The following is a 23,442-nucleotide window of genomic DNA, read 5'->3' as shown; positions in this document are numbered from 1 at the left end:
CTTCTCAGAGTGACCCGAAGCGTCAATATGGTGTTAGTCGAAGGAAGTTCTGGAAGCAGCCATTGCATTTAACGCGTTCTCAAAATAGCTATATACTTCATCTGCAATTCCCAGAAACTCTTCAACAAGTACATTATTACTATCCAAGTAACAAGCATACAGATAATCAACTAAAGCGGAGTCAATCTCACAATAGTTTAATATGGCATTCTTCATCTTAATAATGTCATCTTGCCATACACCTGTATCTTCTAAAACCAAAGAGTATAATGCACGAATTAATCTCTTAGAGTAACCTTTAATATATCTATTTTTCATTGTGTTATCACTAGCATTAGAAAGTAAACTATGTCTACGATCTACTTCCTTCTTGGTCTCTGTATTTAAGTCTAAAATGAACTCTGGAGAAATAATTATCGGTGGTACTTTTTCACCAACGTCATGACCATATATGCAAACACAAATTATCTTTACCCAAAAACCCCAATCATTTGGTTTACTTAATACATCGTCAATCGAGCAAATTGTCGTATCAATCTTAGTTAATACTGGATATTCTTCCAAAAGCCTGTCTTTAATATTTGACAATCTTTCGTAATCAATATCTTTGGGATTTACACATACAATAGTAAAGTCTGCATCTGACTTAAAAGGTTTAGCAGTTCCTTTTGGAATCGAGCCACACATATAGATGCTATGAATCTTACCTTTAAATTCGGTAAGTATATTATCTATATACTTATCAACAAAATCCTTATATTCACTTTGTATTACAATTCTATTTATAACTTTTTCTAATATCATATAGACTCCTCCTAAACTAAGAACTTCTTTCGGCTAACGTCTTTTTTGCGAACTTCGTAAATTCGTCATGACTTAAGTTATTCGCGAAAACATTCAACTATCCTGCCCGTTAGTTGAACAAAAGGCTGCCAAGCGGCAGCCTTTTCAGTATTAAACTATCGTGTCCCGTTAGCTAACGGGCAGAATAGTGAAAGGGAAATAGGGGGGAAATAACCCCAAAATGAACGGAGGCTAGAGTAATGAATAAATTGGTGATAATATTGTTGCTGCTTATATGTGGGACTATTGGATACATAAATGACAGTATTGTTATGGCATCAGAAAGAACTAAATCAGTTAATTCCGACAAACCTAAACAAGACTCACAAGAATTAATGTATCAAGACATGTTGATGCTGTTCCTTTTACCGCATATGGATAAGAAAATAGACGAAATCTATGCTAATTTATTAAATTACTCACCAGAAATTTATCCATATTTCGTTGAAGTTAAGGACGTACATCGTGTAAATGGATTTCGAAAATTTCACTTTTTAATTACTTTAGAAGTTGTTCCTACTGTTGGTCCCCATATACCTGTTGGAAAAGACATTCTTACATTCGATATATCTCCAGTTAACCCCGATAATGTTAAGTTATTAAGTTGGAAACACATTAAAGATCCGCAGAAGTCCGATTTTCCACCCAATTGGCAGGATGTATTAAGAGAATAACCATATCAATTTTAACGGGTAACGTTAGCTGAATAAACTGCCTCACGTAGGGCGGTTTTCTTTAGGTTGAAAATCAACATTAAGATTTAACATAGCCAAAATTTTTGAGTGTTTGGTTTAATGCAATTTTAAGTTTCTAAGTCTGTAATCAACGAGTAGTCAATTATTCCTCAACCTTTGCCCCTTCAATATCCCGAATTAGGAGCCATTCATTATCTATCTTAATGCGTCCATTCAAATGATCAACCTTAGCCACTACTCCAAAGACGGTACGCTTCTCTGTTGGGTGAAACAAATCAATACTGATTTCTACGCGGTGTTGCATCGACTCAGCTACGATCCTTGAAAGGTCTTCCTACTCTTGTTCATCCAGTTCGATCCGCTGCCTTTTATTCATTTCTATACTGTGTTCATTCAAAGCCACTTTATGCTCAGGCAACATCATACGACTCGATTCCCACAAGCCATTGCCCTCAAGTTTTTTCCTCATCATAACACCGTCCTTTGTATTGGTGTTCTCATTATATACGAACTAATGTTCCTGTATCAATATTAACATTTCAATCAGTAGCTTATTGCATAGAACTTTAAGCAGAGTTAGGAAATATGTGCAGGATAAATAGGTTTAATTGTCGAATATTCCGAATGAGGTGACGTAAAATGACGAAAAGGTACAAAGGATTTTGCCAACTCTCATCGGCCATTCACTTTCATACGGCCGTACTCGATCAAACGAACATACTAGCGTTTCAAGACGATGAGTTAATCGGATCTGGGCGAATTGAAGAGATCACTGATAAAATAATAAAAATCCAAAATAAGAGTTATATGCGCGAGAACTGTAAGTTCGTTTACGCTAAATGAGGTTACATTGACCAAAGTATGGGAATTGAATTAGGGTATATCTTATTGTATCTTTGGTTTTTCCGCAGCTCATCTGCATTAGTAAACGCTTGGATACCGTAAATAAATGGTTTATGCCCAGTGTATCCGTAGTTGTGTTACTCTTTGGGTTCGTATAGTTTGTTCAAAGAGCATTTTAATTAATAACAAGATGATTGAATTTCAAAGCCTTCTGATGTGTTATCAGTAAGGCTTTTTACTATTTTATTGTCTTTTGCGATGTTAATGCGAATAGCCGTTACACTGATCACACCTTCCGAGATTGAAGAGGTACTAAAATATATTTGCCAAGGTTCTAGTTAATTCGTCTAATGTATGGTTAAATCCGAACTTTCATTATTTGCATATCTCTCAATCATATCGAGCAACAACGTTCCATTAACAGGAACAATAGGTTTACTTTTAGCACACTCTAAAGCTTGTTTAGTGAACTCTCCTGTCGTAATAAAAAATCCATCTTTAGCATTCATTTCAATTATGGCACTATGGAATTTTTGGATCTCTGGTCTTCCTACCTTGGTGTTGTTGTACTTTTTACACTCAACCAAATGAATTTGGTCGCTTTTGCGCATAATAATGTCTTTCCCACCATCCCCTGTTTTTTTTGTTACCTCACATTGATAGCCTCCAAAACTAAACATCTGGGCAATGTACCGCTCGAACTCGTAGTGGCCCATTTGTTTAAGTGAATCAAGGCTCTTTTTTCGAAGCAACTCCCTCTTTTGTTCCAGTAACATTTCATTTTGCTTTCGAATCTGATCCTCAACCCGCTTTTTCTTTCTTAGCCTCCTTGCTTTGTCCAAAAAATATATGACCAATAGGACAACAATAATTAAGATCGCTTGTTTGAAAGAACCCAGTTGAGTGTAATAATCAATGGTTTGATCAATAGCTGATGCGATTGCCATCATGATGAAATACACAAAAAATAATATAGCAGCAACAATGACTAAAATAGCTTCTCTCGAATTTCTTTTGCCATAGTTTTTTCGACGACGTCTATACTTCCTTGCCATAATGACCTCCTTAGTTGAATTTATTATTCCAATTCCAACCATATCCATCCATCTTCTAAACTTAGCTCGAATAATGAAATAAACGCCTTGGATACCCAAGGCGTTTGACAGGAATTTTATTTACTTCGCTTCAACTTCTTACAGCACCACATCTGGAATTCTTCTGCAATATATTTTCATTATTATTAGCAGACAACCGTGACTGAATTTAGAAAAACGATGTTCAAGTTCTGGACAATCCGTAACCATCTTTAAATGAACTAGATGGCTTTGTTGAATGCAGCGATCGCGTCTTTGAGTTCATTCTCTACAACTTTTTTTCTTACCTCATAATCAGTTTTAGCCTGGCTTAGCGCCTCTTTGACCCTCTGATATTCAGCAGCTTTTTCTATTTCTTCAGCGTAGAATGTCACCATTGATTGTTGGACTGATAGATTGTCCTGCATCATTGTTACTTTAAGGCTATCTTCCCAAGTTGGATTTTCTTTTGATTGCAATACGGCTATTCCATCTGAAAGCTCATTGGCTTTTGCTAGATAGTACAAATACCTTTCCTTATAATACTCAATCAATGTCTCACTTACAGCCAGGCTGGTCAATTGATCTTCTAAGTCCCTTTTCAATGTTGAGTATTCATTTTCGATAGCAATGATTTTCTCTGAATAGGCAGCATAAGCAGGCATAAGCGATATTGACGACTCAAGTACAAAAACTTCAGACGTGGCCCAACTTTCGTACAAAGGATCGTATACAATTAGAGCTATCTTATCGAAAGACAGTGGATCTTTAAATTCTATTGAATATACAGGTGATTGCAATTGGAGTTTTATCGAAACATCTGAGACTGGAATCCATTTATTGTTTTGATTAACCTGTACTGCAACCACAGGGTGCGTCAGAGAAGTTCGGGAATCCCCTCGTATAAAAGTTACGTCATAGGCATTTTCAGATTTATAGGAAAATTTCTCCACATGTAATGAAGGGAGATAATTATTTTCAATTAACCTATATAACAAAGCTGCAAACTGTGCACGGCTAACAGGTGCATTAGGGCGAAATGATCCATCTTTAAACCCGTTGAAAATACCTAGTTTGACAAGCGTTTGTATGTTTTGGTAGTAGGGATCTTCTTGTCCAATATCATTAAAAGTGACATCCTGCTTTTCATTCCCTCCGAGTATTTCCGATGAAAGAGCTGAATAAAGAAGAGCGGCGATGTCCGCTCGGGTCGAATTTGTCTTCAATTTGGTATCAATAGTTACTTGCGGAAACAAGCGCATTAAAATAGTAACTGCTTCCTGATAGGTAATTGCATCATTAGGTCGATAAGATCCGTTAGGATAACCAACGATCAGTTTTCTTTGAGCCAGCTCAGAGATTGGTTTGTATGCCCAGTTAGTGGCCTTAATGTCAGTAAAAGATGGTATTGTATGTTCTGCCCCCATCTGAAGGTGAAGGTTTTCCCAAACAATTTGTTCATTGGTGTCGACCCTTTTATAGGTTTTCCACGTCGTAACGCCATCCCTTGCAGGAGCACCAGGCAACGCTTCGCATGCAATGCCATCGTTATCCCTATCTAAATCCGTTCCTGGATATTGAACATAATAAGCTTGAGCTGATGCATGATCGGAAAAGTCATCACAATTTTTATCAGATAAGTTAGGAGTTGTTGGTGCACTCGGAGTCGATGAACTGCCCCCGTGGCAATGATAACCTCCATTTTTTCGGTCATTATGACAACCACTACTATTAGTTCCACCACTATGAGCACTAACTATCTGGACAAGGATTATTGAACAGACAATCATAAGTAGTGCGAGTCTTATGATGATTCGCATAAGTTTCAAACAATTTCCTCCAGTGATAAATCTTATTGTATACATTTTTTCTCATATGACATGATAATCACGGGTCACACTTGATTTTGCTAAATAACATTCATTGCATAGCTAAGCTCGCTTTTTTATTGAAAAATAATACCATCAACTATTTTTAATTTTTCTAGATAGTGGATGATGATAATGAAATTCCATTTCTATATCTATTTTGTATCTTGTGTGTTTCCCTATTTTCTAAGGCAATCTTAGTTTGAGGCGTTAAACAATCTTGGGTACCTCATACCTACATGCATAGACTTTCCGTAATATTTTTCAAGTTCATATTTCAACTCTCTTCTTCTTACCTCAGAAAACATACCATGTTCAATATTTAACCTGTAATACGAAAATGTTACAAGTCAGAAGTTAACTTCTGACTTGCATGCAGACAAGTATCAGAGAGAGTACTTTAACAATAAAATGATTAGTTCAGGATATAATATTTAATTATCATTATTTTGTTTACTTTGTTGAAACCAATCTAATTGACCTTCAATATTCTCAAGTAATTTTATTATTTCTTCTCTGTTTTTGTTTGGTTCAAAAACGTCTATCCCAAAAGTGTCATGCCCACATCTATTACATACTTCAGACCCACCATAATCAACGATCGTTTTTCCGCAAAATTGACACTGAGTTAGTAATGCTTTTAGATCACAAATGAGACATTTTCCCTGCCAATAAGGATGAGTTTGGTTTCTATTTTGTATTATTATTGTTTGAGAAATACATCTTGGACATTCTGCATCAATATCATTACTGTTGACTTCAATTTTTTCGTCTATTCTAATTCGTTCTATTTCTAGCTTTGCTTGTTCCAGATAGTGTTCCTTTATGCTTTCAACTTTATCAGTTAACAACACCCACTCATCATTGTCCGAAATGTCTTTCATATCAACTTGCAATTCTGATCGTAAAAAAACATGAAAAAAATCAATACTATTTGAAATTATTAAAGAGATTTCTTTCTTCTCATATGATATCTCATAATGAGAAAGTTCATTACGAATTGATTTTAAAGATATCAAAGTAGTTATATGAGATGCAGAAATTGAAACACCAATAGTAGTTAACCTGACAATAGCTTCATCCAAATAGATAGTCCTTTTAGATCCAGGTTTAGTAAAAATTAAATCATGGTTTGTTCTATGCAACCTCTCTTTGAGCAATAATTCAATAGCTTGATAAATATGTAGAGTTGCATATTTTAATGAGGTTTCTGCGTCATCAAAACAATATTCTTGAAGTCCTCGTTTTAAATAATCTAATCCGTTAGATAATAGATTTAATTTTAGTCTACTCATCATCATTCTCCTCTTAGTACATTGGTTACTTCCGATAACTTCTATTTTACGAATTCTTATATTAAATGAACTCTTCGTTTAATTGGCCTTTGAAATTTGACTCCATGGATAAAGCCAATTGTTTAAACTCAAATTAATGATCAATAAATACCCGTCCCCCCATTCGTTTCAACAAGCTCTCTAAGTGCCTACTCCACCCGAAGAAACTCAATCTCAACAAGCCATTCACGAATGTCAGGATTCCCTATTTTGCTTAACGCGTAATTTATTAGTTGCTTTACTTCCTTGAATGTCAAGCCATAATCCTCAAGTTCATGTCGATATCGTTTCATATAATAGAACAATACTTTAGCCTCATACTGCTTAATTGAAAGGTTTTTCAACTTTGACATGTATTCCAATATATCAATATCGATTGACTCTGGCGCTGAGACTGCGACCTCATGAAAGACGGGAAACGTCATTTTCAAGGGCACTTTAGCGGCTTTTTGAGCGGTTTGTTGGGCCACTATACTAGCCTCCTCACGAGCTTGAATCTCTTCAATTTTCTCCACCACATTGTTCGCAAAACTGATTCGATCCATTTCCTCCCACTCTTTGTCACTCAGTAATATTTCATCTCGAACTATAAGCGCATTTGACATATGCATTCGATATCCGCTTGTTACAGAAAATGCGCGAAACGGCTTTCGCTTCTCGTCCAGAATCAGACGATACACTGAGAATGTGATCTCATCACCTGTCGAATGAACGTAATACAAACTGCGCACATCAAGTTCCATAGGCGCGTATGCTTTGTACCCAAACATGTCCCAAATATTAAATTCAGGAAATTCTTGGATGATCTCTCCTATGAATCTGTCCCAGATACGGTCTTCCTCCGTCTTTATGGCAAGCCCATACTCGGCCTCCCACAGATGAAGCACTCTGTGACTGAAATCATCAGTCAGCTACCTGTCCTCCACAAACCATATGGATTCCAGACCTTTGTCAGCAAAATACTGATTACGATTATTAATTGTCTTTACGACTTTGTCATCACCGATTTCGTGGACATTTGTAATAACCGAAATAGCGAATTCCCTACCATTTTTGTTCATGTATATATCAGGGTAATGCTTCCACTTATCAGTTGCCTTTTCTATATATCCATACTCAACTTTCAAATCGGGTTTTATTATTTCTTGGCTTTTAAGTTCAGTATAAATAATTTCTTTGATAACTGAATGCTTTTTATTCTCCCGCTGTGTTTGGTTTCGGTAGGTATCGTATGCATCTGATTCTTGGCATGTCTTGCCCTTGAGATGGGCAAAATGAATTTCACGAATTTCTCCTGCCCGTAGTAGCAGCATTTCATTACAAAATGGGCATGACATCGCGCCTTTCTCCGCGATCCTCTTGTATTTCTCGATCGCATTTTCCTTATCTGATTCACTGAATTTACTAACTTCTTTATTAATGTTTATGACTAATCCTTCGTAATGCGCAATGTCCATTCCGAAACCCTCCAGCACAAGTCGAATAGGTAATTAGTTCTATATACGATTTGGAAAATCCTGCATTGCAAACACTCTATCCACCGAATCGACTGTATATTTCACGATTCTTGTGGCGAGCGATTCAAAAATGAGACCTTTTTTGTGAATCTTCCAAAAACTTAGTCTAACAAATTATATGAGTACTAATAGAAAAAGCTAGAAAAGACGACCAACAAGCCGTTTTCTCTAGCTTTTGATAAGACAATTTTAATTTAAATATCTTGAGTTCTCTAAATGGTTTCTAAGTCGCGTTATTTCAAACTTGCGTTTTTTAAACCATTCTTGTGACCAAATCCGATAAATTTTCCATCCTAGCCCTTCCAGTACCTGTTGCCGTAATCGATCTCTATCACGCGCGACTTTTGAACTGTGATACGCTTTACCATCGCATTCAATACCCAACAAAAACTTGTTCTCATTGAGCGGATCGACAACAGCCAAATCTATCCGATACCCTGAACAACCCACCTGAGTTTTTACTTTAAACCCAAGATCAGTTAGAACGGAATATACATCTTCTTCAAAAGGTGAGTCAAATTCAAGCTCAGCGTGCTTAGTCATGCTGACGGGCAACTTGCCATCCATTGCAGTCTGCATGTAATCTTTGAGCAAACGAAGTCCTGTGTTTCCATGGATTTTTACGTCAGAAAGATCTGACGGCTTTAATGAACTAATTAGCTTCATATGATACTTCGCGCGCGTTACAGCTACATTCAACCGTCTTTCTCCACGTGCTTTGCTTAAAGGGCCGAAGTTATAGTGTAGTGTCTGATCCGAAGCTTTCGCATAACCGACGCTCAAGAATATAACGTCCCTCTCGTCGCCTTGAACATTCTCCAAGCTCTTAATGAAAAATTCTTCATGTGCCCCATCTTGGAAAAAACGTTCATAACGATGGTTAGCATTTCTTAAAATCGCAAGTTCAGTTTCAATTGCAGAAGCTTGCGCTTCACTAAATGCTATTACTCCTAATGACTGTGCAGGGTGATCTCTGAAATGCTCAATAACCAACTGGGCTATTTTTTCCGCCTCTATTTTATTCGTCTTACTCCCGCCGCGGTCATATATTCCGTCTTCAACATGAACAAACTCAGTTCCTAGGTATGCACTATTATCAGAGCTTGGAAATGTTATCAGATTGTTATGGTAAAATGCCTGGTTTGAGAAAGTGATTAATGATTCATGTTTACTTCGATAATGCCAACGCAGGTTAATCTGCGGAAGTACATGCGCGCACTCATCAAGGATGCTTTCGTACGTAATATCTTCTTCCTCTTGGTCTTCATCAAAGTCCTCTTCTATCATGCTGCTGTGAAAAAAGTTTGTGGGAGGAAGTTGCTTTGTATCTCCTACGATTATGACTTGTTTCCCACGGACAATTGCGCCAATTGCATCCTCAGAGAAGATCTGAGATGCTTCATCAAATATCACCACATCAAATTGAATAACGGAAGCGTCCAAAAATTGACTGACGGATAGCGGGCTCATAAGAATACAAGGCTTAATCTCCATGAATAATGGAGCTGTTAAATTCAATAGCTTCCTAATTGGATAGTGCCTCTTTTTCTTCCCGATTTCAGCTTGCATGGTTTGTAATTCTCGGCGATATGCTAGGGAATTAATCGCCTGACTGCGATTCGATTCCAATTTCTCATTTATACGGTGAACATTTAATTGGTTACTGCTTTTGTCCAACTTTCTAAATGTTGTAACGTCAGTATCCATAACATCCGCGTCGAATTCATAAAGAAGAGGTTCTTGTTTATAAATTTGATCCAACCAAATTTTAAAGAATCGCTTTTGAAATAGATCCTTGAAAGTAAACTCACCAATGTTCTCCTTCTTTATGGCAATCATAAACTGATTTAAACCCATATCAGCAGCATGCTTTTCAAGGCGTTGGTATCTGATCCAGTCTTCCAAAAGGTCGATAGCACCCAATCTGACTTCCGCAAAATGCAAAAGTTCAGTCAGCTCCATGTCCGAAAACTCTAATTTAAATATCGACGAAGTCGAGAAGTAAAAATGAAAATCTTTTCGCAGGCTGAGGATATTATCATATTCCTTTATGGCGCGACTGAGCAATTCGACTAATTCGCTTTTATCCCGCTTACTTTCAGCACTGACAAAACTCAAGATTTGCGAAGGTATTTCAATATTAGAAAATAATTCATGCCATTCATCTGTCCAAGCTAACGCATCGAAAATTTGTTCCCAATTCGTTGTGTAGCCAGTAAAGCGATCCCCGAATACTTCTTTGATGATTTCTAATTCGCCGTCTATTCGTTCTTTCAGGCTTTTAACTTGAACGGCTTTTTCCAAAACTGCTCTGGTTTCTTCAAATGATAAGCTGGCCAGAAAATAAGAGTTAACTTTTGTAAACCCTTCTTGCCATTCTAAAACTTGCTGCTTTAATCGATTTAGCTGATTGCTAAACTCACTAATCGGCCAGAAAGATCCTGGTCCCTCATAGCCAGTAAAAATTTTAGGTAATGCTTCTTTATATAAGGGCATTTCTATTTCAATGCTGCTTATGCATTTAGAAAGTTTGATATCATCAATTAGTGAGTCCAATTCACCGCGAAGCATTGCATCTTTAAATACCTGAGTGATGATGACTTTGTTTTTGAATACTAAAGCAAAGTCGTCAACAAATCCGAGATACTTAATCCAATCCGTGTCTTTCCCCTTAAATGAAACACCAAGGAGCTTAACACTGCGATGAAATCCTTCTTCAAGTGTTTTGGATTCTTGGTTTAGCTCGCTTACATATTTTAAATCTTGCTTAAGACCCAGTACACTGAGACTCATTGCATTGTGAAAATGTTTGGCGAATTCATCAACATAAGTGAAATAGGATTCAACTTTTTCCCATTCCATTTGTAGATTAGAATTCAGCTCATTTACATTAATGTTTGTAGTATTTCCACCAATTAAATGACACAAATTTGGAAACTCAGTTTGGATAAGTTTAATCCCTTGTCTTAAGTTGTTGCTTATTTGGTTTAACTGATTAAAAGAAGCTGTTAACTGCTCCACTCTTCCCGCTGGTCTTATTAAAAGATCTTTTAGTGATGCGGTAATGTTTCTCCCTTGGTGCCATTCTATCGTTTCTCTTGTGACAGACAGCGCCTGCTCAATTAGGGACCAGTTTGTTTCAGCATCCTGATAGTGCCATCCGAGCGATGTCTTAAGTTCATTTTCTTTTTGACTAATAGATTTCTTATAGTCCATCACTCTTTTTACATTCCGAACATATTTATGGAACATTTCAAAATCAACTTTGTCGTTGGACTTTAAGTTAGCCTTTAACCATTTAACATCCTTCTTGTACGAACTATTTAAAACACGTAAAAATGATTGATACTTGTCTTCACACTTTTCAAAAATATCATATATCCTCTCGTCGTAAACCTCTTCTTCAAACAAATTAACTGCTTTATTGTATTCATTCAGGTACTTGCCAAATAGGTCTTTGCCTTCTCGTATGGCAGTCTGGATATCGTGGTGACTATTTAAATTGAACCAACTTTCTTGGGGCCGAGGTGTTTTAGCAATTAATCCGATAACCAGTTCCAAATTATCAACGGAAGAAACATTATTTATTTGGATGCCGAATATCTCCTCAAATTCAGCTTTATATGTATTGAAGAGTTTAATATTATTGAACACGTCATTAAATGTTGTCTGTATCTTTGATTTTTGGTCATACAAAAAAGTATCAACAGATTCTTGATTATAACTAAATGAGTTCAGTTTCTTTTCTTTTACTTCGAAATCAATCAATGCTTTATCCGCATTGACTTCCAAAAATGACTTTTTATACTTAGACAATAAATTTTGGCGAATCGTTTCAATCTCTTCGTATTTGTTCTTAGTGGCTAGTGCATGGATTACTACTTCAGCAAACTTATTCTCCTCAAACCATTCCACAGTTGGAATGATTCTTTTATTTAAAAGTGAAGAATACACCAATAATCGTTTTAATTCTTCTAAATTATCAAGTTGAAATATTCCCAGCACAGATGCTGTCTCTGAGTATCCTTGGATCTTGTCAGTAGTAGTTCTAAAATCATCAATACCAACTATGAGTTCACTTTTATTAAGTAAAATCTCTGCGCGTTTTTCTTCGGAAATCGAAGAAATTAATTTTTTATTTTCAATAAACAATTGGTCATATAGCAGTGTAAGCTGTTCTTCATCTAAAATACTTTCTCTCACCTGTTCCAAAAGCTTCTTTTTGTCATCTAAGAATGATAAAAAACTTTCTTGGTAGTTCTTTGCATCATTAATGATTTGCGATATGTTCTTTTTATCAAACCATCCCACTGGAGGCATTGGTGAACGAATTGCCATATCCAATATGTTCATTGCATTTTGCATCTCGTTTAATGAAGCTGTTTTAATTCCAGTGATGTCTTCAATGTTGGAACTCACATTCTCCGTATTTTTTAATTGTCTTGCAAACTCCGTTAAAAAAATTTTGACTCGTGATTTTAACTCAAGTGAGAAACTCTCGTCATTAAAGCCTTCCCATGGATGGAAGTCCGAATTGTAAACAGAACTCCTATAACGCTCAAGATCAGTCAAGAGCCTATATATCGATTCAAGCTCTGTGTCAGCATTAATATTAAAGCCGACCATTAATTCTGGAATTTGTTCTAACTTGGACAATATCCCATGAACTTCAAATGCCGTTTTTCCGTAGGGTTCCCTGATAAAGTGAACCTTTTCAGAATAAGTATTTAACTTTTCTCTAATTACATTGATCTGACCATACACTTCATTTGAGATTTTCCTGTTCGATGGTTGTTTGTTAATGACATGATTTAATTCATCCAGCACTTGTCTCTTATTTGCTTTTTGGCTATGCATTTCAAGACAAAAATCTCCAAGCCCCTCGTTCTCCAAACGAGTTTTAACAACATTGAGTGCAGCCATCTTTTCACTGACAAAAAGCACCTTCTTGTTGTTAGCCAAATTCTCGGCAATGATGTTAGAGATCGTTTGGCTTTTACCCGTTCCAGGTGGGCCTTGAAGTACAAAACTCATTCCGTTTTTAGCTGCCAGAATTGCTTGTTGCTGGCTAGAATCAGCATCCAAAATATTAAAAATTTCGTGTGATGGAACCTCGCGGTCCATTGTAGACTCATCAGGAATACGAGTATGATCGAACGTTTGCTTTCTACTCTCTTCATCGGATACACCTGCAATTTCTCTAATCAAAGGATGCCCTTCGATCAAGTCTTTGTAGGTTTCCATGTCTTTGTACATAACAAGCCTGTTAAAGGAAAACAAAGACAAATAAACGTCCTCTTCGACGCTCCAATCTTCAAGATTCGCAATTAGCTCTCGAACCTCAGCCCATAATTCCGCTACATTAAAACTCACTGAATCTTCTACCAGCTCAGGCAAGTTAATGCCGTGCTGCTCGCGTAACATGTGTGCAAGAAATGGATTGATAACGATATCGTCTTCAAAAGGACATAAAGTAAACGGGTCATTCGCACTGGTTCTCTTCAATGTTGCGGGCACCAGCAATAGTGGTGCAAAGAAGAAATCTGAGGTGGTTGATAGTTGCGTTTCTTTCCATTTCAAAAGACCAAATGAAAGATATGATATGTTTATTCCTTGTTCATTCATCCGAGTCTTTGAAGCCGTTCTCAGCTTGTTGAGGATTTTTTTGTAATTTTGTGTTTCCTCAGCAATCCGCTTTTTCTTATCCAACTCTTCAATCGCCATGGATTGAATCTTCGAGATCTGTATGGAGAAATGAGTAGTTAGCTTTTCACAGTTTAACTGCGTTTCATCATCAACAAGCAATTTATATAAGTTCGATGGATCATCTAGAAACTTAACACTATTGTTTCTTTTAGGTTTGAAATTGAGTAGTGTATTTCTTTTGCTCATATCAATAAGGTTTTTTTTCCAGTTTGCAATTCTATTATGTAATTGATATTCAAGTTGCTTGGCCATAATTTCCACCTTCAAGTTACAGATTATTAAGAATAAAAAAGAAATTTCCAACCGTACGACCTACTATATTAGGAAAATTGTACCACGATATAGCTAAATTTGATACAACCACTGTTACAACTCTAATTCTAATGGCGCTTTGTTCGATTATATTGCTGAGATAAATTTCGGTTTCGAAATTATAATGTTACGGGCACAAGACGATGATGCTGCTCGTTTTTGGCGTAAAGTTGGTTTCTCAAGTGTTATGGGCACGCCTTTTATGTCTTTGAGCATGATTTATCGCCTGACCAAAAAAATTAAAGAAACAAGGTTGTCAGTTAATCTCACTTATACGGATTCTTTAAGTAAGGAGACGAAGATAATTAACAGTTATGATATTACTGATAGTAAGGAATAAAAGCCAAATTCCCTCAATGGGTTATTACAAAAGCAGATTCAATTTCGTTGGAATTGTAGCCTACACAAAAATGTTGTCATTAAGTTGTTCTGTTCTCTCCAAACAATAAAACCCGCCTTTTCTTCGGCGGGTTTTATTGTTTATCTTGATTTGCTGTTTTGATTGAGGAGCAAAACAAATTTTGAATCTTGATATTCATCACTTTTTGAAGAACTATTCCTTCAACTGTGTCAAACCTCTTCTCAAAAGCTATATCTACCAAGCACTTAAGTGTTTCTTTTGTATCAGATAACTTGTCAAATGTTCCAAGTTCTTTGTCACCCAACACGAATTATGAAACAATTCTAATTAATTCTGGAATTTCACAAGAATTCCCTTCTCCGCCACGCAGTAATATATCAATTACACTTACTAAATCCGCATTGCGCACATTGTTTGCAGCCTTCAATATTGATTAGCGTCGCCGATCCACAAGACGGACATAAATCTATGGAAGTGCTCTCTTCTACAACGTTTGATTTAGCCATAGCCGCAGGCGATTCTATTGCTTCACTGTGCCGTATTTTAGAAGAAGTATCCTGCTCTATGCCATGGTCCAAATGCATTTCCAGTGATTTTGCAACGGCATCAGCAATGGACTCCACCCGGTTAACGCCAAATCCAATCGCTCCAGATCCGCCGATACCCTTCAAGTGTTTGATGAGCAGATTTACTTTGTTTCCATGATCACCATAACGTAGAAATAAGGAGCATACACGCCCCAATGCTTCAGCCATCGCGAACACATCAGAGCCGGCTTTCCCCACGTTCAGAAATATTTCTGCCGGTGTGCCATTAAGGTCATTGATCGTAATATATGCCATACCAAATGGTGTATTTACTTTATAGGTTGCTCCTCTGAGCATTTGTGGTCTACGTTTATATTGCTTATCCAGCTCTTGCTCCGTTTGAACCGCAGGGACAGCTGCTTCTACCAAATCAGCGTCAAAGGCAACCTCAGCCTTCTCCTCTTTTTTCGTAGAGAGCACTTGCACATCTCGGCTTCCATCACGGTAAATCGTCACACCTTTGCAGCCAAGCTCAAACGCAAGCTCATAGAGTCTTCCCGTCTCCTCGACTGTAAAATCAGCCGGACAATTTGCAGTTTTGGAAATCGAGCTGTCTACCCATCGCTGGATTGCCGCCTGTACTCTAATATGGTCCTCAGCCGACAGGCTCATCGACGTCACAAAATAATCAGGAAGCTCCTTACCTGGATGTGCTTCCTTCCATGCCGCAGCGATCGGAACATCTTGTTTGTCATAACCAAGTCTGCTTTGACGATAGTACTCGAAGGCAAAATAAGGCTCAATCCCGGTTGATGTACCAACCATAGTTCCCGTACTTCCCGTCGGTGCTTGCGTGATAACCGTCACATTTCGCATGCCGCTCCGCACTACTGACTCTCCGATCTCCGGAAACTCGGCTATTAATTGTTTCATAAATCCGCTCTGAACATATTTATCTGCTTCGAACGCTTGAAATGAGCCCTTCTCAGCAGCAATTTCAGATGATGCCAAATAAGATTCGCGCGCCATAAATCCGTACAACTTATCTAAAAAAACTAATGATTCCGCGCTTCCGTACCTTACGCCAAGCTTTATCATAAGCTCTGCGAGTCCCATCGTGCCAAGTCCAATTCGGCGCTCCAACTTTTGATTACGTTCATTTTCTTCAAAATGATAGGGAGTCATGTCAATGACGTTATCCAAAAATCTTACCGACCAACGTGTCACTTTGGCGAGCTCTTCCCAAGCTACATCATGCTTCTCTTCATCATAAAACTTGGATAGATTCACAGCTGATAAATTACATACTCCCCAGCCTGGCAGCCCTTGTTCTCCACAAGGATTTGTACTAATGATCGGATTAAAATACCAGCTGTTCGACATTTGGTTGTAATACTCCATAAAGACGACGCCTGGCTCAGCTGATTTCCATGCCGATTCAATGATCGCTTGCCAAATTTCTCGAGCACGTACGGTTTTGTATGAAATGGCCCTTTTGCCAAGCTTACGCCATTCTTCCAGATCCCCAGTCCATAGCTCGTTATAATCAACTTCCTTAGTATCTGGGAAGACAAGCTCCCAATCCAAATCTTCCTTCACAGCTTTCATAAATGCGTTGCTTATACAGACGGACAAATTCGCATTTGTCACTTGACCCATCGTTTGTTTAACCGTAATGAAATCCAGCACGTCCGGATGCCAATCATTGATCATAAGCATCAAGGCGCCTCTGCGGCTCCCGCCCTGCTCAATCAAGCCCGTCGCATAGCTGAATAGACCGCCCCACGAGACAGCACCGCTGGATGATCCGTTGACGCCGGCAACCACTGCTCTCTTCGGCCGAAGCGATGATAGATTCATCCCTACGCCGCCGCCGCGTGCCATAATTTCAGTCATCTCAGTGAGCGTTGTCATGATGCCGCCGCGGCTATCTTTTGGCGAAGGAATCACATAACAATTAAACAACGTCAACTCCTCACTAGCGCCGGCACCCGCAGCAATTCGCCCCCCTGGAACCAGCTTCCAATCATCCAATATATATCTGAATTTTTCACGCCATTCCTTCTGCTTATCTAGACCTGATTCAACTGATGACATCGCACCAGCAAGACGATCCCACATTTCCTCCGGCGTCTTCTCTATTGTGAGGGTGAGCTTCTCGATACTAGACTCCACAAGCTCGCCATTTCTAAGTTTAACGGTGACATTATTACCTTCACGCGAGATCACCTCTCCGACTTCCTTCACCGGAAATTTCGGATCGTCCTTCGTCAGGACAAGTACGATATCGCCGACCAATGTTTGATTCGTATCCGCATTTTTCCAAGCATATCGATCCAAAAAGATTTTTTCACTTAGTCCCTCAAGTCGTTTTCCGCCAGACGTCTCCATCGCAGCCACTTCCTCCCTCAAACTAAAATGCTGTAAGTATAGGTAAGATTCCTTATGGATTGAGCACAATATATTGTGCGTAAAATAATTATACTATACTACATATTGATATTCATGCTTATTTGTGTCTAAATTTAATACTCTTGTCCGCTTACATGCCCACTCTCTTTATATTTCTAGTCCATACTCTTTTTTAGACAGTATCTTATTATTATTGGATGAAAAGGCAATACTGATTACTACTTATCCCTTTTACCGCGGAAGGAGCTGTACTTGATGACATTTCAGACAACGCCGCAGCCTGCATCAGCAGAAGCAGGCTCGGCTTTAACTTCCCGCAAATTGCATCCTCTAGTCGATTTGCAGTATGACCGCACTTGGTATGAAGAGCTGCAAAATCGTTTGACGAAAGGCGGTCCATGGGATAATTGGACGTTATATCAGCTTGCCATGGAGGCTGAGCAAGCCAAGCGTATTGAAAGTTTCGATGAATTGTTATGTTTGCGATCACTTCCAGCCTTCGAACCGATGGCACATCAAATCAGCACCGCTCGCAAAGTCGTGCATGAAATGGGCGGACGTGCGATATTGGCTGATGAGGTTGGTCTAGGCAAAACAATAGAAGCGGGCCTCGTTCTCAAAGAATATATCGTGCGCGGACTAGCGAAGCGTATCTTGATTCTCGTTCCCGCTTCGCTCGTTCTTCAATGGGTGCGTGAGCTTAATCAGAAATTCGGAATTTCCGCAGTTGCTCAGAAGAAAGAGCATACTTGGGGGTATGACGTAGTCGTCGCCTCTATCGATACCGCGAAGCGTGATCCGCATCGCGAGATTGTGCTTGGAATTGACTATGACATCATCATTATCGACGAGGCACACAAGCTGAAAAACAAGAAAACAACTAACTACCAGTTCGCTAATGTTTTGCGTAAAAAATATTGCTTGCTCCTTACGGCTACCCCTATCCAGAACGATATGGACGAGCTGTTCAATCTCATTACACTGCTGAAACCCGGTCAACTGGGCGGACAAAGTGAATTTGCTGCAAACTTTGTCGTCGACAAGCGACTCCCCAAAAATGAAGATCAGCTGCAGGAAGCACTCTCAGGCGTCATGATTCGTAATCGACGCGGTGATGGCGGCATCCATTTCACGAAACGTTTTGTCAAAAATATACCGCTTACACTTTCAGAGGAAGAGAAAGCGCTGTACGATGCGGTTACCGGCTTCGTTAAAGAGCGTTACGAAGAAAGCGGCGGCGACTTGTCAAGCATGCTATCTCTGGTCACGCTGCAGCGTGAAGTATGCAGCAGCCGTGACGCTGTATTTCTAACCCTCGTTAATCTCTTTAAGAAAACGTCGGAAGACTCCCCTATGCGTCCGAAAATTTGGGAGCTGGTAGAAAAAATAAAAAATATCAAAGCAAATACGAAAGCTGAGAAAGCGATGGAACTTGTCAAAGAAATGAATGACAAGGTCATCATATTTACCGAGTACCGAGCTACTCAAGAATATTTGCTGCAGTTTTTTCGTGCTCAAAATATGATCGCAGTCCCCTATCGCGGCGGTATGAACAGAGGAAAAAAAGACTGGATGATGGATTTGTTCCGTGGGCGCGCTCAAATACTAATCGCTACCGAAGCTGGCGGTGAAGGGATAAATCTGCAGTTCTGCCACCATATGATTAATTTCGATCTGCCATGGAATCCCATGAGAGTTGAGCAGCGCATTGGGCGAGTGCACCGACTAGGTCAAAAGGAAGATGTGAAAATTTACAACCTTTGCACGATCGGTACCATTGAAGAACATATTGTTAGTTTATTGCATGAGAAAATCAACCTGTTCGAGCTAGTTATTGGAGAGCTTGATCATATATTGGAGCGCTTCGAGAAGGGCGATGGCTCGCTTGAGCAGCGACTTGCGCGAATGCTGCTCGAATCGGGCAATGATACGGATTTGAAGCAAAAAATCAATCATTTGGGCTCCTCCCTTAGCCGGATTCGCGAAGAGGTGTTGACCGGAGAAAACCCGATGCCAACAAGCCCCGATTTGCTCGTAAATTTGGATACGCTCGGACAATCTGTGGAGGTGCAGCCTTGAACGAAAAGCAGGTGCACAAATTCGTCAACCGTTATTTGGAGGCAACAGAATGCTCAATATTAGAAAAATCGCCAAGTCACTTTACGGTTAAGCTCTCACCACATGCAGACCGCGAGCTTACGAATCGACCTTATTATTGGAGCTTTGTCGATCGATTAGGCAACGAGCCGGAGACGATGACCTTCCTATTCGTAACCGACAAAAACAAATACGACGCTGCGGAAGAGCTGAAAAAAAATGAAGCTGCATCCACTCCATCGGACGCTGCTATCAATGATCAAGATGCAGCAGCAAATGCCGCTCTTGGGCGTTCACTCGGCTTTATTCACGGGAGTCTTGCAGCACCCGCTCGTGTTCCGCGCGAGGACCTTTTTTTTGGCGCACGCAAATTAGAGCAAATATTTGATGCCTCGAAAGCGAAGGGCAGCTACGTCTATTTATTTCAGGAGCCGGAGAAACGTTCCAGTAATCCTTTTGCCTCTACTCCTTATACGGCTTGGCTTGCTGTAAATATGCGAGTGGAGTTTGCTTGCGATCAAAAGCGCGAAGAAATTCATTGCTTCGGCGTTTCGCTTGCGACTGGCCAATTTGTGGACAATTTTTACGATCGATTGCTCACTCATAAGCTTACGCCGCGACTGCCAGCTAACATCCATATTACAAAAAATGGTCTTTCCTATAACAAAGCGTTAAATATCGTTGAACAAGCGCTGGAGCGAAAGCTTCGCAGCTATGATTACAGCTGGGCTGAAGGTGCCTCAGCTAGATTAAAGGAAGAGCTTGAGCGAATAAACAGCTATTACGAGCCACTTGTTAAGAATGCTCTGGATGAGAACAAGCCTGCAATCGAAGAGCAATTCGCACAACGTCAGTCCGAAATAAGATGGCAATACGAGCCTAGGGTGACTGCTTCCGCCATTAACTGCGGCGTATTTCATCTCGAGGGGATCGACTGACATGAATTAGACGTTATCCGCAGCAATACGTCAAAAAAAGGCGGTCATATGACCGCCCCTACGCGACAGGTTGTAACAGCCTTCTTAAAGCTTGTCTTATACAATAGCATGGAGGTGATTAATTATGCCAAAAAAATTCATTAAGGTTACAGCAGCATGCATTTTGACTGCTATTGTATTGTATGCTGGCGGTTTGCAGCCGCAAGCAACTGCTGCCGTATCGAATCCAACAGCGGTTCATGAGCCAGTTCAGCAGCAAGCGCAGCGCTGGGTAGACGATTTGGCAAAGCAGCCTTCTTTTGCAGCATGGAAGCAGTCGACACTTTCGGTATCTCCCATTGGACCAGGAACGCATAGCTGGCTTGTACTCGTCATGCATAATAAAGAGACGGTTGGATATCTCGTTATTAATGCTGTGGAGACCGGCGGATATCAATTAGGGGAGTACGGTACTAACAGTCACCCTTTATTCGATGAAAGCACTCTTTCGCTGGCGACTCAACGGCTTGAGCTATTACAACCTGCTATCCAGATTGAAACATTATACGTTCATCCGCTCCTTGCCGCGTGGCGTATAACAACTGAGCAGGACACCTACTATGCTGATGCTGCTAGCGGCGAGCAGCTCCCTGCTGGGAACGACGATTGGATCACCGCTTCCCAAACGAGGCTCGCGAACACCGGTTCACTGCAAAGCACACAAAAAGCAGCTCTGCTCAAACATGTTACATTGCCTTCTTTTAATCCATTCGAGAAACTTCCATGGTTAACCGATAAGCCACTTCCAATAAGTACAAGCTCCTATACCTCTTTATTTGCCAAAATAAACAGCAAGAAACAGCTCCGCTACACCACTGAGCTGTTTGATGGTCAAATGTTATCTGTCTGGTCTGTAGTCGGATATAACAAATGGGAAAACGGCCAAATCTACGTTGCACTAGAAGCCGGTGAGGATGGTTCAGAACGTCGTTATATCCCCATTCCACTTCTCATTGAGCTTGGGCATTTTTATCTATGACGCTCCGAGCGTCCCCGCCACCATAACATAATACTTACAGGCCCCCACCCGAACCATCGTGTCAGCCAAGGCTCTCTCCGCATTTTAGCTGACGCGTTGGTTTGCTTCCGTTCTTCCCTCGGCGTCTCCACATAGGCTATAAACTTTTCGGTCATATATTTCACGTATTCATCGCTTTTTGCCATATGCCTCATCCCTTCAATACCGTATGAATTAATAGTATTAGGATGCCCCGTATCAATCCAATGTAAACATGAATGAGTTGCCCTCCAAAAAGCCACGCTAACGTTATGTCAAAGTCATCTGGAGGAATATTCAGCATGTTTCGTAAAATAGCACTGACCTTTGCAGCCGTGTGGCTAGCTGCTTCATGCAGCTCATCCAGCGCATTTGCATGGCCTCTTCTACCCGTAGGCTCCAAACAGGACTGGGCGCTGCCTTCCACAGTTGTCATCATTGATGCAGGGCATGGAGGCATCGATGGCGGAGCTTCTGCAGCTGATATTCTCGAGAAAGATATCAATTTGGCGGTTGCCCGCAAACTGTATTTTATTTTAAAAGATCATAATATCCCAGTTATACTTAATCGCACAGGCGACTACGCACTCAGTGATGATAATCGCTGGCATAATACACGTTCCAGACATCGTAAAGATTTATCCCAGCGCCGACAATTGACCGACGAAATTGAGAGCGAGCTGCTCGTTAGCTTGCATGTGAATTGGTCTAAGAAAAGTATGCAGAAAGGCCCTCTTGTGCTTCATCAAAGCAGTGGGGAAAGCTCTTTGCTAGCATTTTGCATTCAAGATGCTCTTAATCGACAACAAAATACGGCTTTCCTCCCTAGAGAAGGAAAACCGTTTTATTTACTTCGGAAGGTTGAAGACCCTGCTGTTATTGTAGAAATGGGGTTTATTAGCAGCGAACATGATCGTAACATGTTGACTAATCCTCAGCGTCAGCAAGAGATTGCTGAAGCCATTGCATCAGGGATTAGGCAGTACAAGTGGATCGTTCATTGATTCTCCTCCGAGAAGGGCTGTAAGCTTCACAAATCTCATGCTTGGCTGCATTGCGGGTATTGATTGCAAGAGTACTGATGCTGTTTGTTTTCCCGGTGCTCCAACATGTCCGATCGTGATGCAGCTAACATGTGATTCCAAATGTTTGCGCATCACTCCGATTTGCTTAGATATGTGCTGAGTAGTATAGACATCATCTAGAAATACATCATTGGAAACGAGCGGCACACCAATTTCCTTGGCTATTTTGGGAACTACTGTCTTATAGGTCGTCCGGCTGTCGAGAAAGAAGAGTCCACGTTCCTTGCATACGCTGAGTATAATTCGCATCATTCTCTCATCTGCTGTCACCTTGGAGCCCATATGATTATTCATACCGATAGCATGAGGCACATCACTTATTGCGTCCTCTACCCGTTTTCGAACTTCAGCATCACTTAGGTCTGTCGTAAGCGCCCCTGGTCCTAACCAGCTCTTATGGCCTTTGTTGGGTTCCATTGGCATATGGACAATAACATCGTGCCCTAACCTATGCGCATCCTCGGCATCCTTCTTGGTCGTTGGCATAAACGGCATAATTGCTGCTGTAATCTTAATTGGGAGCTTTAGCATTTCCTCTGTACCATTCATATTATTTCCAAAATCATCGATAACGATTGCCACCGGTTTCCTTCCATCTACTTCAGCTTCCGCACTCATGCGATAAGACGATGTCTGTGCGGATGCGATATTATTGCCTGTAGTGCTGCCTGTAACACCAAGCATGCTCAATAACAAGGCTGCCGCTACTGTTCGGAGTAAATATGTCTTCCTTATTTTAAGTAATTCTGGATAATCGCTTTCCTTAAAACTTTCATGCTGTCTGCTCATCGCTGC

The 23,442-nt window shown here is 39.9% G+C and carries 18 protein-coding genes; 6 read left to right on the top strand and 12 right to left on the bottom strand.

Annotated elements, in window-relative coordinates:
* Positions 1–33: 33 nt before the first annotated feature.
* Positions 34–804, bottom strand: a complete 771-nt coding sequence (locus tag AC0YN6_RS28115; protein WP_475751242.1) for a nucleotidyltransferase domain-containing protein — start codon at positions 802–804, stop codon at positions 34–36.
* Between the two features lie 239 nt (positions 805–1,043).
* Here AC0YN6_RS28115 and AC0YN6_RS28110 point away from each other — a divergent pair, with 239 nt between their 5' ends.
* Positions 1,044–1,517 carry a DUF3888 domain-containing protein gene (locus AC0YN6_RS28110; protein ID WP_475751240.1) on the top strand — a complete coding sequence of 158 codons (474 nt, stop codon included), beginning with the start codon at positions 1,044–1,046 and terminating at the stop codon, positions 1,515–1,517.
* 163 nt (positions 1,518–1,680) lie between these two features.
* Here AC0YN6_RS28110 and AC0YN6_RS28105 read toward each other — a convergent pair whose 3' ends face one another.
* Entirely contained in the window at positions 1,681–1,842 is a 162-nt protein-coding gene (locus AC0YN6_RS28105) for a hypothetical protein (protein ID WP_475751238.1), read from the bottom strand.
* A 30-nt stretch (positions 1,843–1,872) separates the two neighbouring features.
* The gene (locus AC0YN6_RS28100; protein ID WP_475751237.1) at positions 1,873–2,010 is read right to left on the bottom strand and encodes a hypothetical protein; all 138 of its coding nucleotides are present in this window, start codon (positions 2,008–2,010) and stop codon (positions 1,873–1,875) included.
* 167 nt (positions 2,011–2,177) lie between these two features.
* On the opposite strand from AC0YN6_RS28100, the gene AC0YN6_RS28095 reads away from it, so the two are divergent.
* Positions 2,178–2,381, top strand: a complete 204-nt coding sequence (locus tag AC0YN6_RS28095; RefSeq protein ID WP_475751235.1) for a hypothetical protein — start codon at positions 2,178–2,180, stop codon at positions 2,379–2,381.
* A 347-nt stretch (positions 2,382–2,728) separates the two neighbouring features.
* On the opposite strand, the gene AC0YN6_RS28090 is transcribed toward AC0YN6_RS28095, so the two are convergent.
* The 7 genes from AC0YN6_RS28090 to AC0YN6_RS28060 all read right to left on the bottom strand — a co-directional run bounded on the left by AC0YN6_RS28090 (position 2,729) and on the right by AC0YN6_RS28060 (position 17,470).
* Positions 2,729–3,436 (bottom strand): restriction endonuclease, encoded by a 708-nt coding sequence (locus tag AC0YN6_RS28090; protein WP_475751233.1) that lies wholly within the window; start codon positions 3,434–3,436, stop codon positions 2,729–2,731.
* A 260-nt stretch (positions 3,437–3,696) separates the two neighbouring features.
* Positions 3,697–5,274 carry an S-layer homology domain-containing protein gene (locus AC0YN6_RS28085; protein WP_475751261.1) on the bottom strand — a complete coding sequence of 526 codons (1,578 nt, stop codon included), beginning with the start codon at positions 5,272–5,274 and terminating at the stop codon, positions 3,697–3,699.
* 482 nt (positions 5,275–5,756) lie between these two features.
* Entirely contained in the window at positions 5,757–6,623 is an 867-nt protein-coding gene (locus AC0YN6_RS28080; RefSeq protein WP_475751231.1) for a hypothetical protein, read from the bottom strand.
* Between the two features lie 182 nt (positions 6,624–6,805).
* Positions 6,806–7,543 carry a hypothetical protein gene (locus tag AC0YN6_RS28075; RefSeq protein WP_475751230.1) on the bottom strand — a complete coding sequence of 246 codons (738 nt, stop codon included), beginning with the start codon at positions 7,541–7,543 and terminating at the stop codon, positions 6,806–6,808.
* A 24-nt stretch (positions 7,544–7,567) separates the two neighbouring features.
* Positions 7,568–8,113 (bottom strand): competence protein CoiA family protein, encoded by a 546-nt coding sequence (locus AC0YN6_RS28070; RefSeq protein ID WP_475751228.1) that lies wholly within the window; start codon positions 8,111–8,113, stop codon positions 7,568–7,570.
* A 249-nt stretch (positions 8,114–8,362) separates the two neighbouring features.
* Positions 8,363–14,131, bottom strand: a complete 5,769-nt coding sequence (locus AC0YN6_RS28065; RefSeq protein WP_475751226.1) for a DUF4011 domain-containing protein — start codon at positions 14,129–14,131, stop codon at positions 8,363–8,365.
* Positions 14,132–14,929: 798 nt separating this feature from the next.
* Positions 14,930–17,470 (bottom strand): adenosylcobalamin-dependent ribonucleoside-diphosphate reductase, encoded by a 2,541-nt coding sequence (locus tag AC0YN6_RS28060; protein ID WP_475751224.1) that lies wholly within the window; start codon positions 17,468–17,470, stop codon positions 14,930–14,932.
* Positions 17,471–17,746: 276 nt separating this feature from the next.
* Here AC0YN6_RS28060 and AC0YN6_RS28055 point away from each other — a divergent pair, with 276 nt between their 5' ends.
* From AC0YN6_RS28055 to AC0YN6_RS28045, 3 genes are all read left to right on the top strand, one after another.
* Positions 17,747–19,570, top strand: a complete 1,824-nt coding sequence (locus tag AC0YN6_RS28055; RefSeq protein ID WP_475751222.1) for a DEAD/DEAH box helicase — start codon at positions 17,747–17,749, stop codon at positions 19,568–19,570.
* On the top strand, positions 19,567–20,526 hold the full coding sequence (locus AC0YN6_RS28050) for a YqhG family protein (RefSeq protein WP_475751221.1): 960 nt from the start codon (positions 19,567–19,569) through the stop codon (positions 20,524–20,526). The genes AC0YN6_RS28055 and AC0YN6_RS28050 overlap by 4 nt, the downstream gene beginning before the upstream one ends.
* A 124-nt stretch (positions 20,527–20,650) precedes the next feature.
* The gene (locus tag AC0YN6_RS28045; RefSeq protein WP_475751220.1) at positions 20,651–21,544 is read left to right on the top strand and encodes a hypothetical protein; all 894 of its coding nucleotides are present in this window, start codon (positions 20,651–20,653) and stop codon (positions 21,542–21,544) included.
* Here AC0YN6_RS28045 and AC0YN6_RS28040 read toward each other — a convergent pair.
* Complete coding sequence (locus AC0YN6_RS28040; RefSeq protein WP_475751218.1) at positions 21,535–21,729, bottom strand: YqzE family protein; 195 nt, start codon at positions 21,727–21,729, stop codon at positions 21,535–21,537. The two genes, AC0YN6_RS28045 and AC0YN6_RS28040, sit on opposite strands and share 10 nt — an antisense overlap.
* Before the next feature lie 135 nt (positions 21,730–21,864).
* On the opposite strand from AC0YN6_RS28040, the gene AC0YN6_RS28035 reads away from it, so the two are divergent.
* Complete coding sequence (locus AC0YN6_RS28035; protein WP_475751216.1) at positions 21,865–22,566, top strand: N-acetylmuramoyl-L-alanine amidase family protein; 702 nt, start codon at positions 21,865–21,867, stop codon at positions 22,564–22,566.
* On the opposite strand, the gene AC0YN6_RS28030 is transcribed toward AC0YN6_RS28035, so the two are convergent.
* Positions 22,531–23,436, bottom strand: a complete 906-nt coding sequence (locus tag AC0YN6_RS28030) for a divergent polysaccharide deacetylase family protein (protein WP_475751214.1) — start codon at positions 23,434–23,436, stop codon at positions 22,531–22,533. The two genes, AC0YN6_RS28035 and AC0YN6_RS28030, sit on opposite strands and share 36 nt — an antisense overlap.
* Positions 23,437–23,442 lie beyond the last annotated feature (6 nt).

Source organism: Paenibacillus sp. J22P15, from assembly GCF_056269345.1.
Note: the sequence above shows the minus strand (reverse complement) of the source record. Positions and strands in the feature narration are given on the sequence as shown.

Excerpts from the sequence above, each read along its gene's own strand:
- AC0YN6_RS28115 (WP_475751242.1), bottom strand. The coding sequence starts at position 804 with ATGATATTAGAAAAAGTTATAAATAGAATTGTAATACAAAGTGAATAT.
- AC0YN6_RS28110 (WP_475751240.1), top strand. The coding sequence starts at position 1,044 with ATGAATAAATTGGTGATAATATTGTTGCTGCTTATATGTGGGACTATT.
- AC0YN6_RS28105 (WP_475751238.1), bottom strand. The coding sequence starts at position 1,842 with ATGCAACACCGCGTAGAAATCAGTATTGATTTGTTTCACCCAACAGAG.
- AC0YN6_RS28100 (WP_475751237.1), bottom strand. The coding sequence starts at position 2,010 with ATGATGAGGAAAAAACTTGAGGGCAATGGCTTGTGGGAATCGAGTCGT.
- AC0YN6_RS28095 (WP_475751235.1), top strand. The coding sequence starts at position 2,178 with ATGACGAAAAGGTACAAAGGATTTTGCCAACTCTCATCGGCCATTCAC.
- AC0YN6_RS28090 (WP_475751233.1), bottom strand. The coding sequence starts at position 3,436 with ATGGCAAGGAAGTATAGACGTCGTCGAAAAAACTATGGCAAAAGAAAT.
- AC0YN6_RS28085 (WP_475751261.1), bottom strand. The coding sequence starts at position 5,274 with ATGCGAATCATCATAAGACTCGCACTACTTATGATTGTCTGTTCAATA.
- AC0YN6_RS28080 (WP_475751231.1), bottom strand. The coding sequence starts at position 6,623 with ATGATGATGAGTAGACTAAAATTAAATCTATTATCTAACGGATTAGAT.
- AC0YN6_RS28070 (WP_475751228.1), bottom strand. The coding sequence starts at position 8,113 with ATGGACATTGCGCATTACGAAGGATTAGTCATAAACATTAATAAAGAA.
- AC0YN6_RS28065 (WP_475751226.1), bottom strand. The coding sequence starts at position 14,131 with ATGGCCAAGCAACTTGAATATCAATTACATAATAGAATTGCAAACTGG.
- AC0YN6_RS28060 (WP_475751224.1), bottom strand. The coding sequence starts at position 17,470 with ATGGAGACGTCTGGCGGAAAACGACTTGAGGGACTAAGTGAAAAAATC.
- AC0YN6_RS28055 (WP_475751222.1), top strand. The coding sequence starts at position 17,747 with ATGACATTTCAGACAACGCCGCAGCCTGCATCAGCAGAAGCAGGCTCG.
- AC0YN6_RS28045 (WP_475751220.1), top strand. The coding sequence starts at position 20,651 with ATGCCAAAAAAATTCATTAAGGTTACAGCAGCATGCATTTTGACTGCT.
- AC0YN6_RS28040 (WP_475751218.1), bottom strand. The coding sequence starts at position 21,729 with ATGGCAAAAAGCGATGAATACGTGAAATATATGACCGAAAAGTTTATA.
- AC0YN6_RS28035 (WP_475751216.1), top strand. The coding sequence starts at position 21,865 with ATGTTTCGTAAAATAGCACTGACCTTTGCAGCCGTGTGGCTAGCTGCT.
- AC0YN6_RS28030 (WP_475751214.1), bottom strand. The coding sequence starts at position 23,436 with ATGAGCAGACAGCATGAAAGTTTTAAGGAAAGCGATTATCCAGAATTA.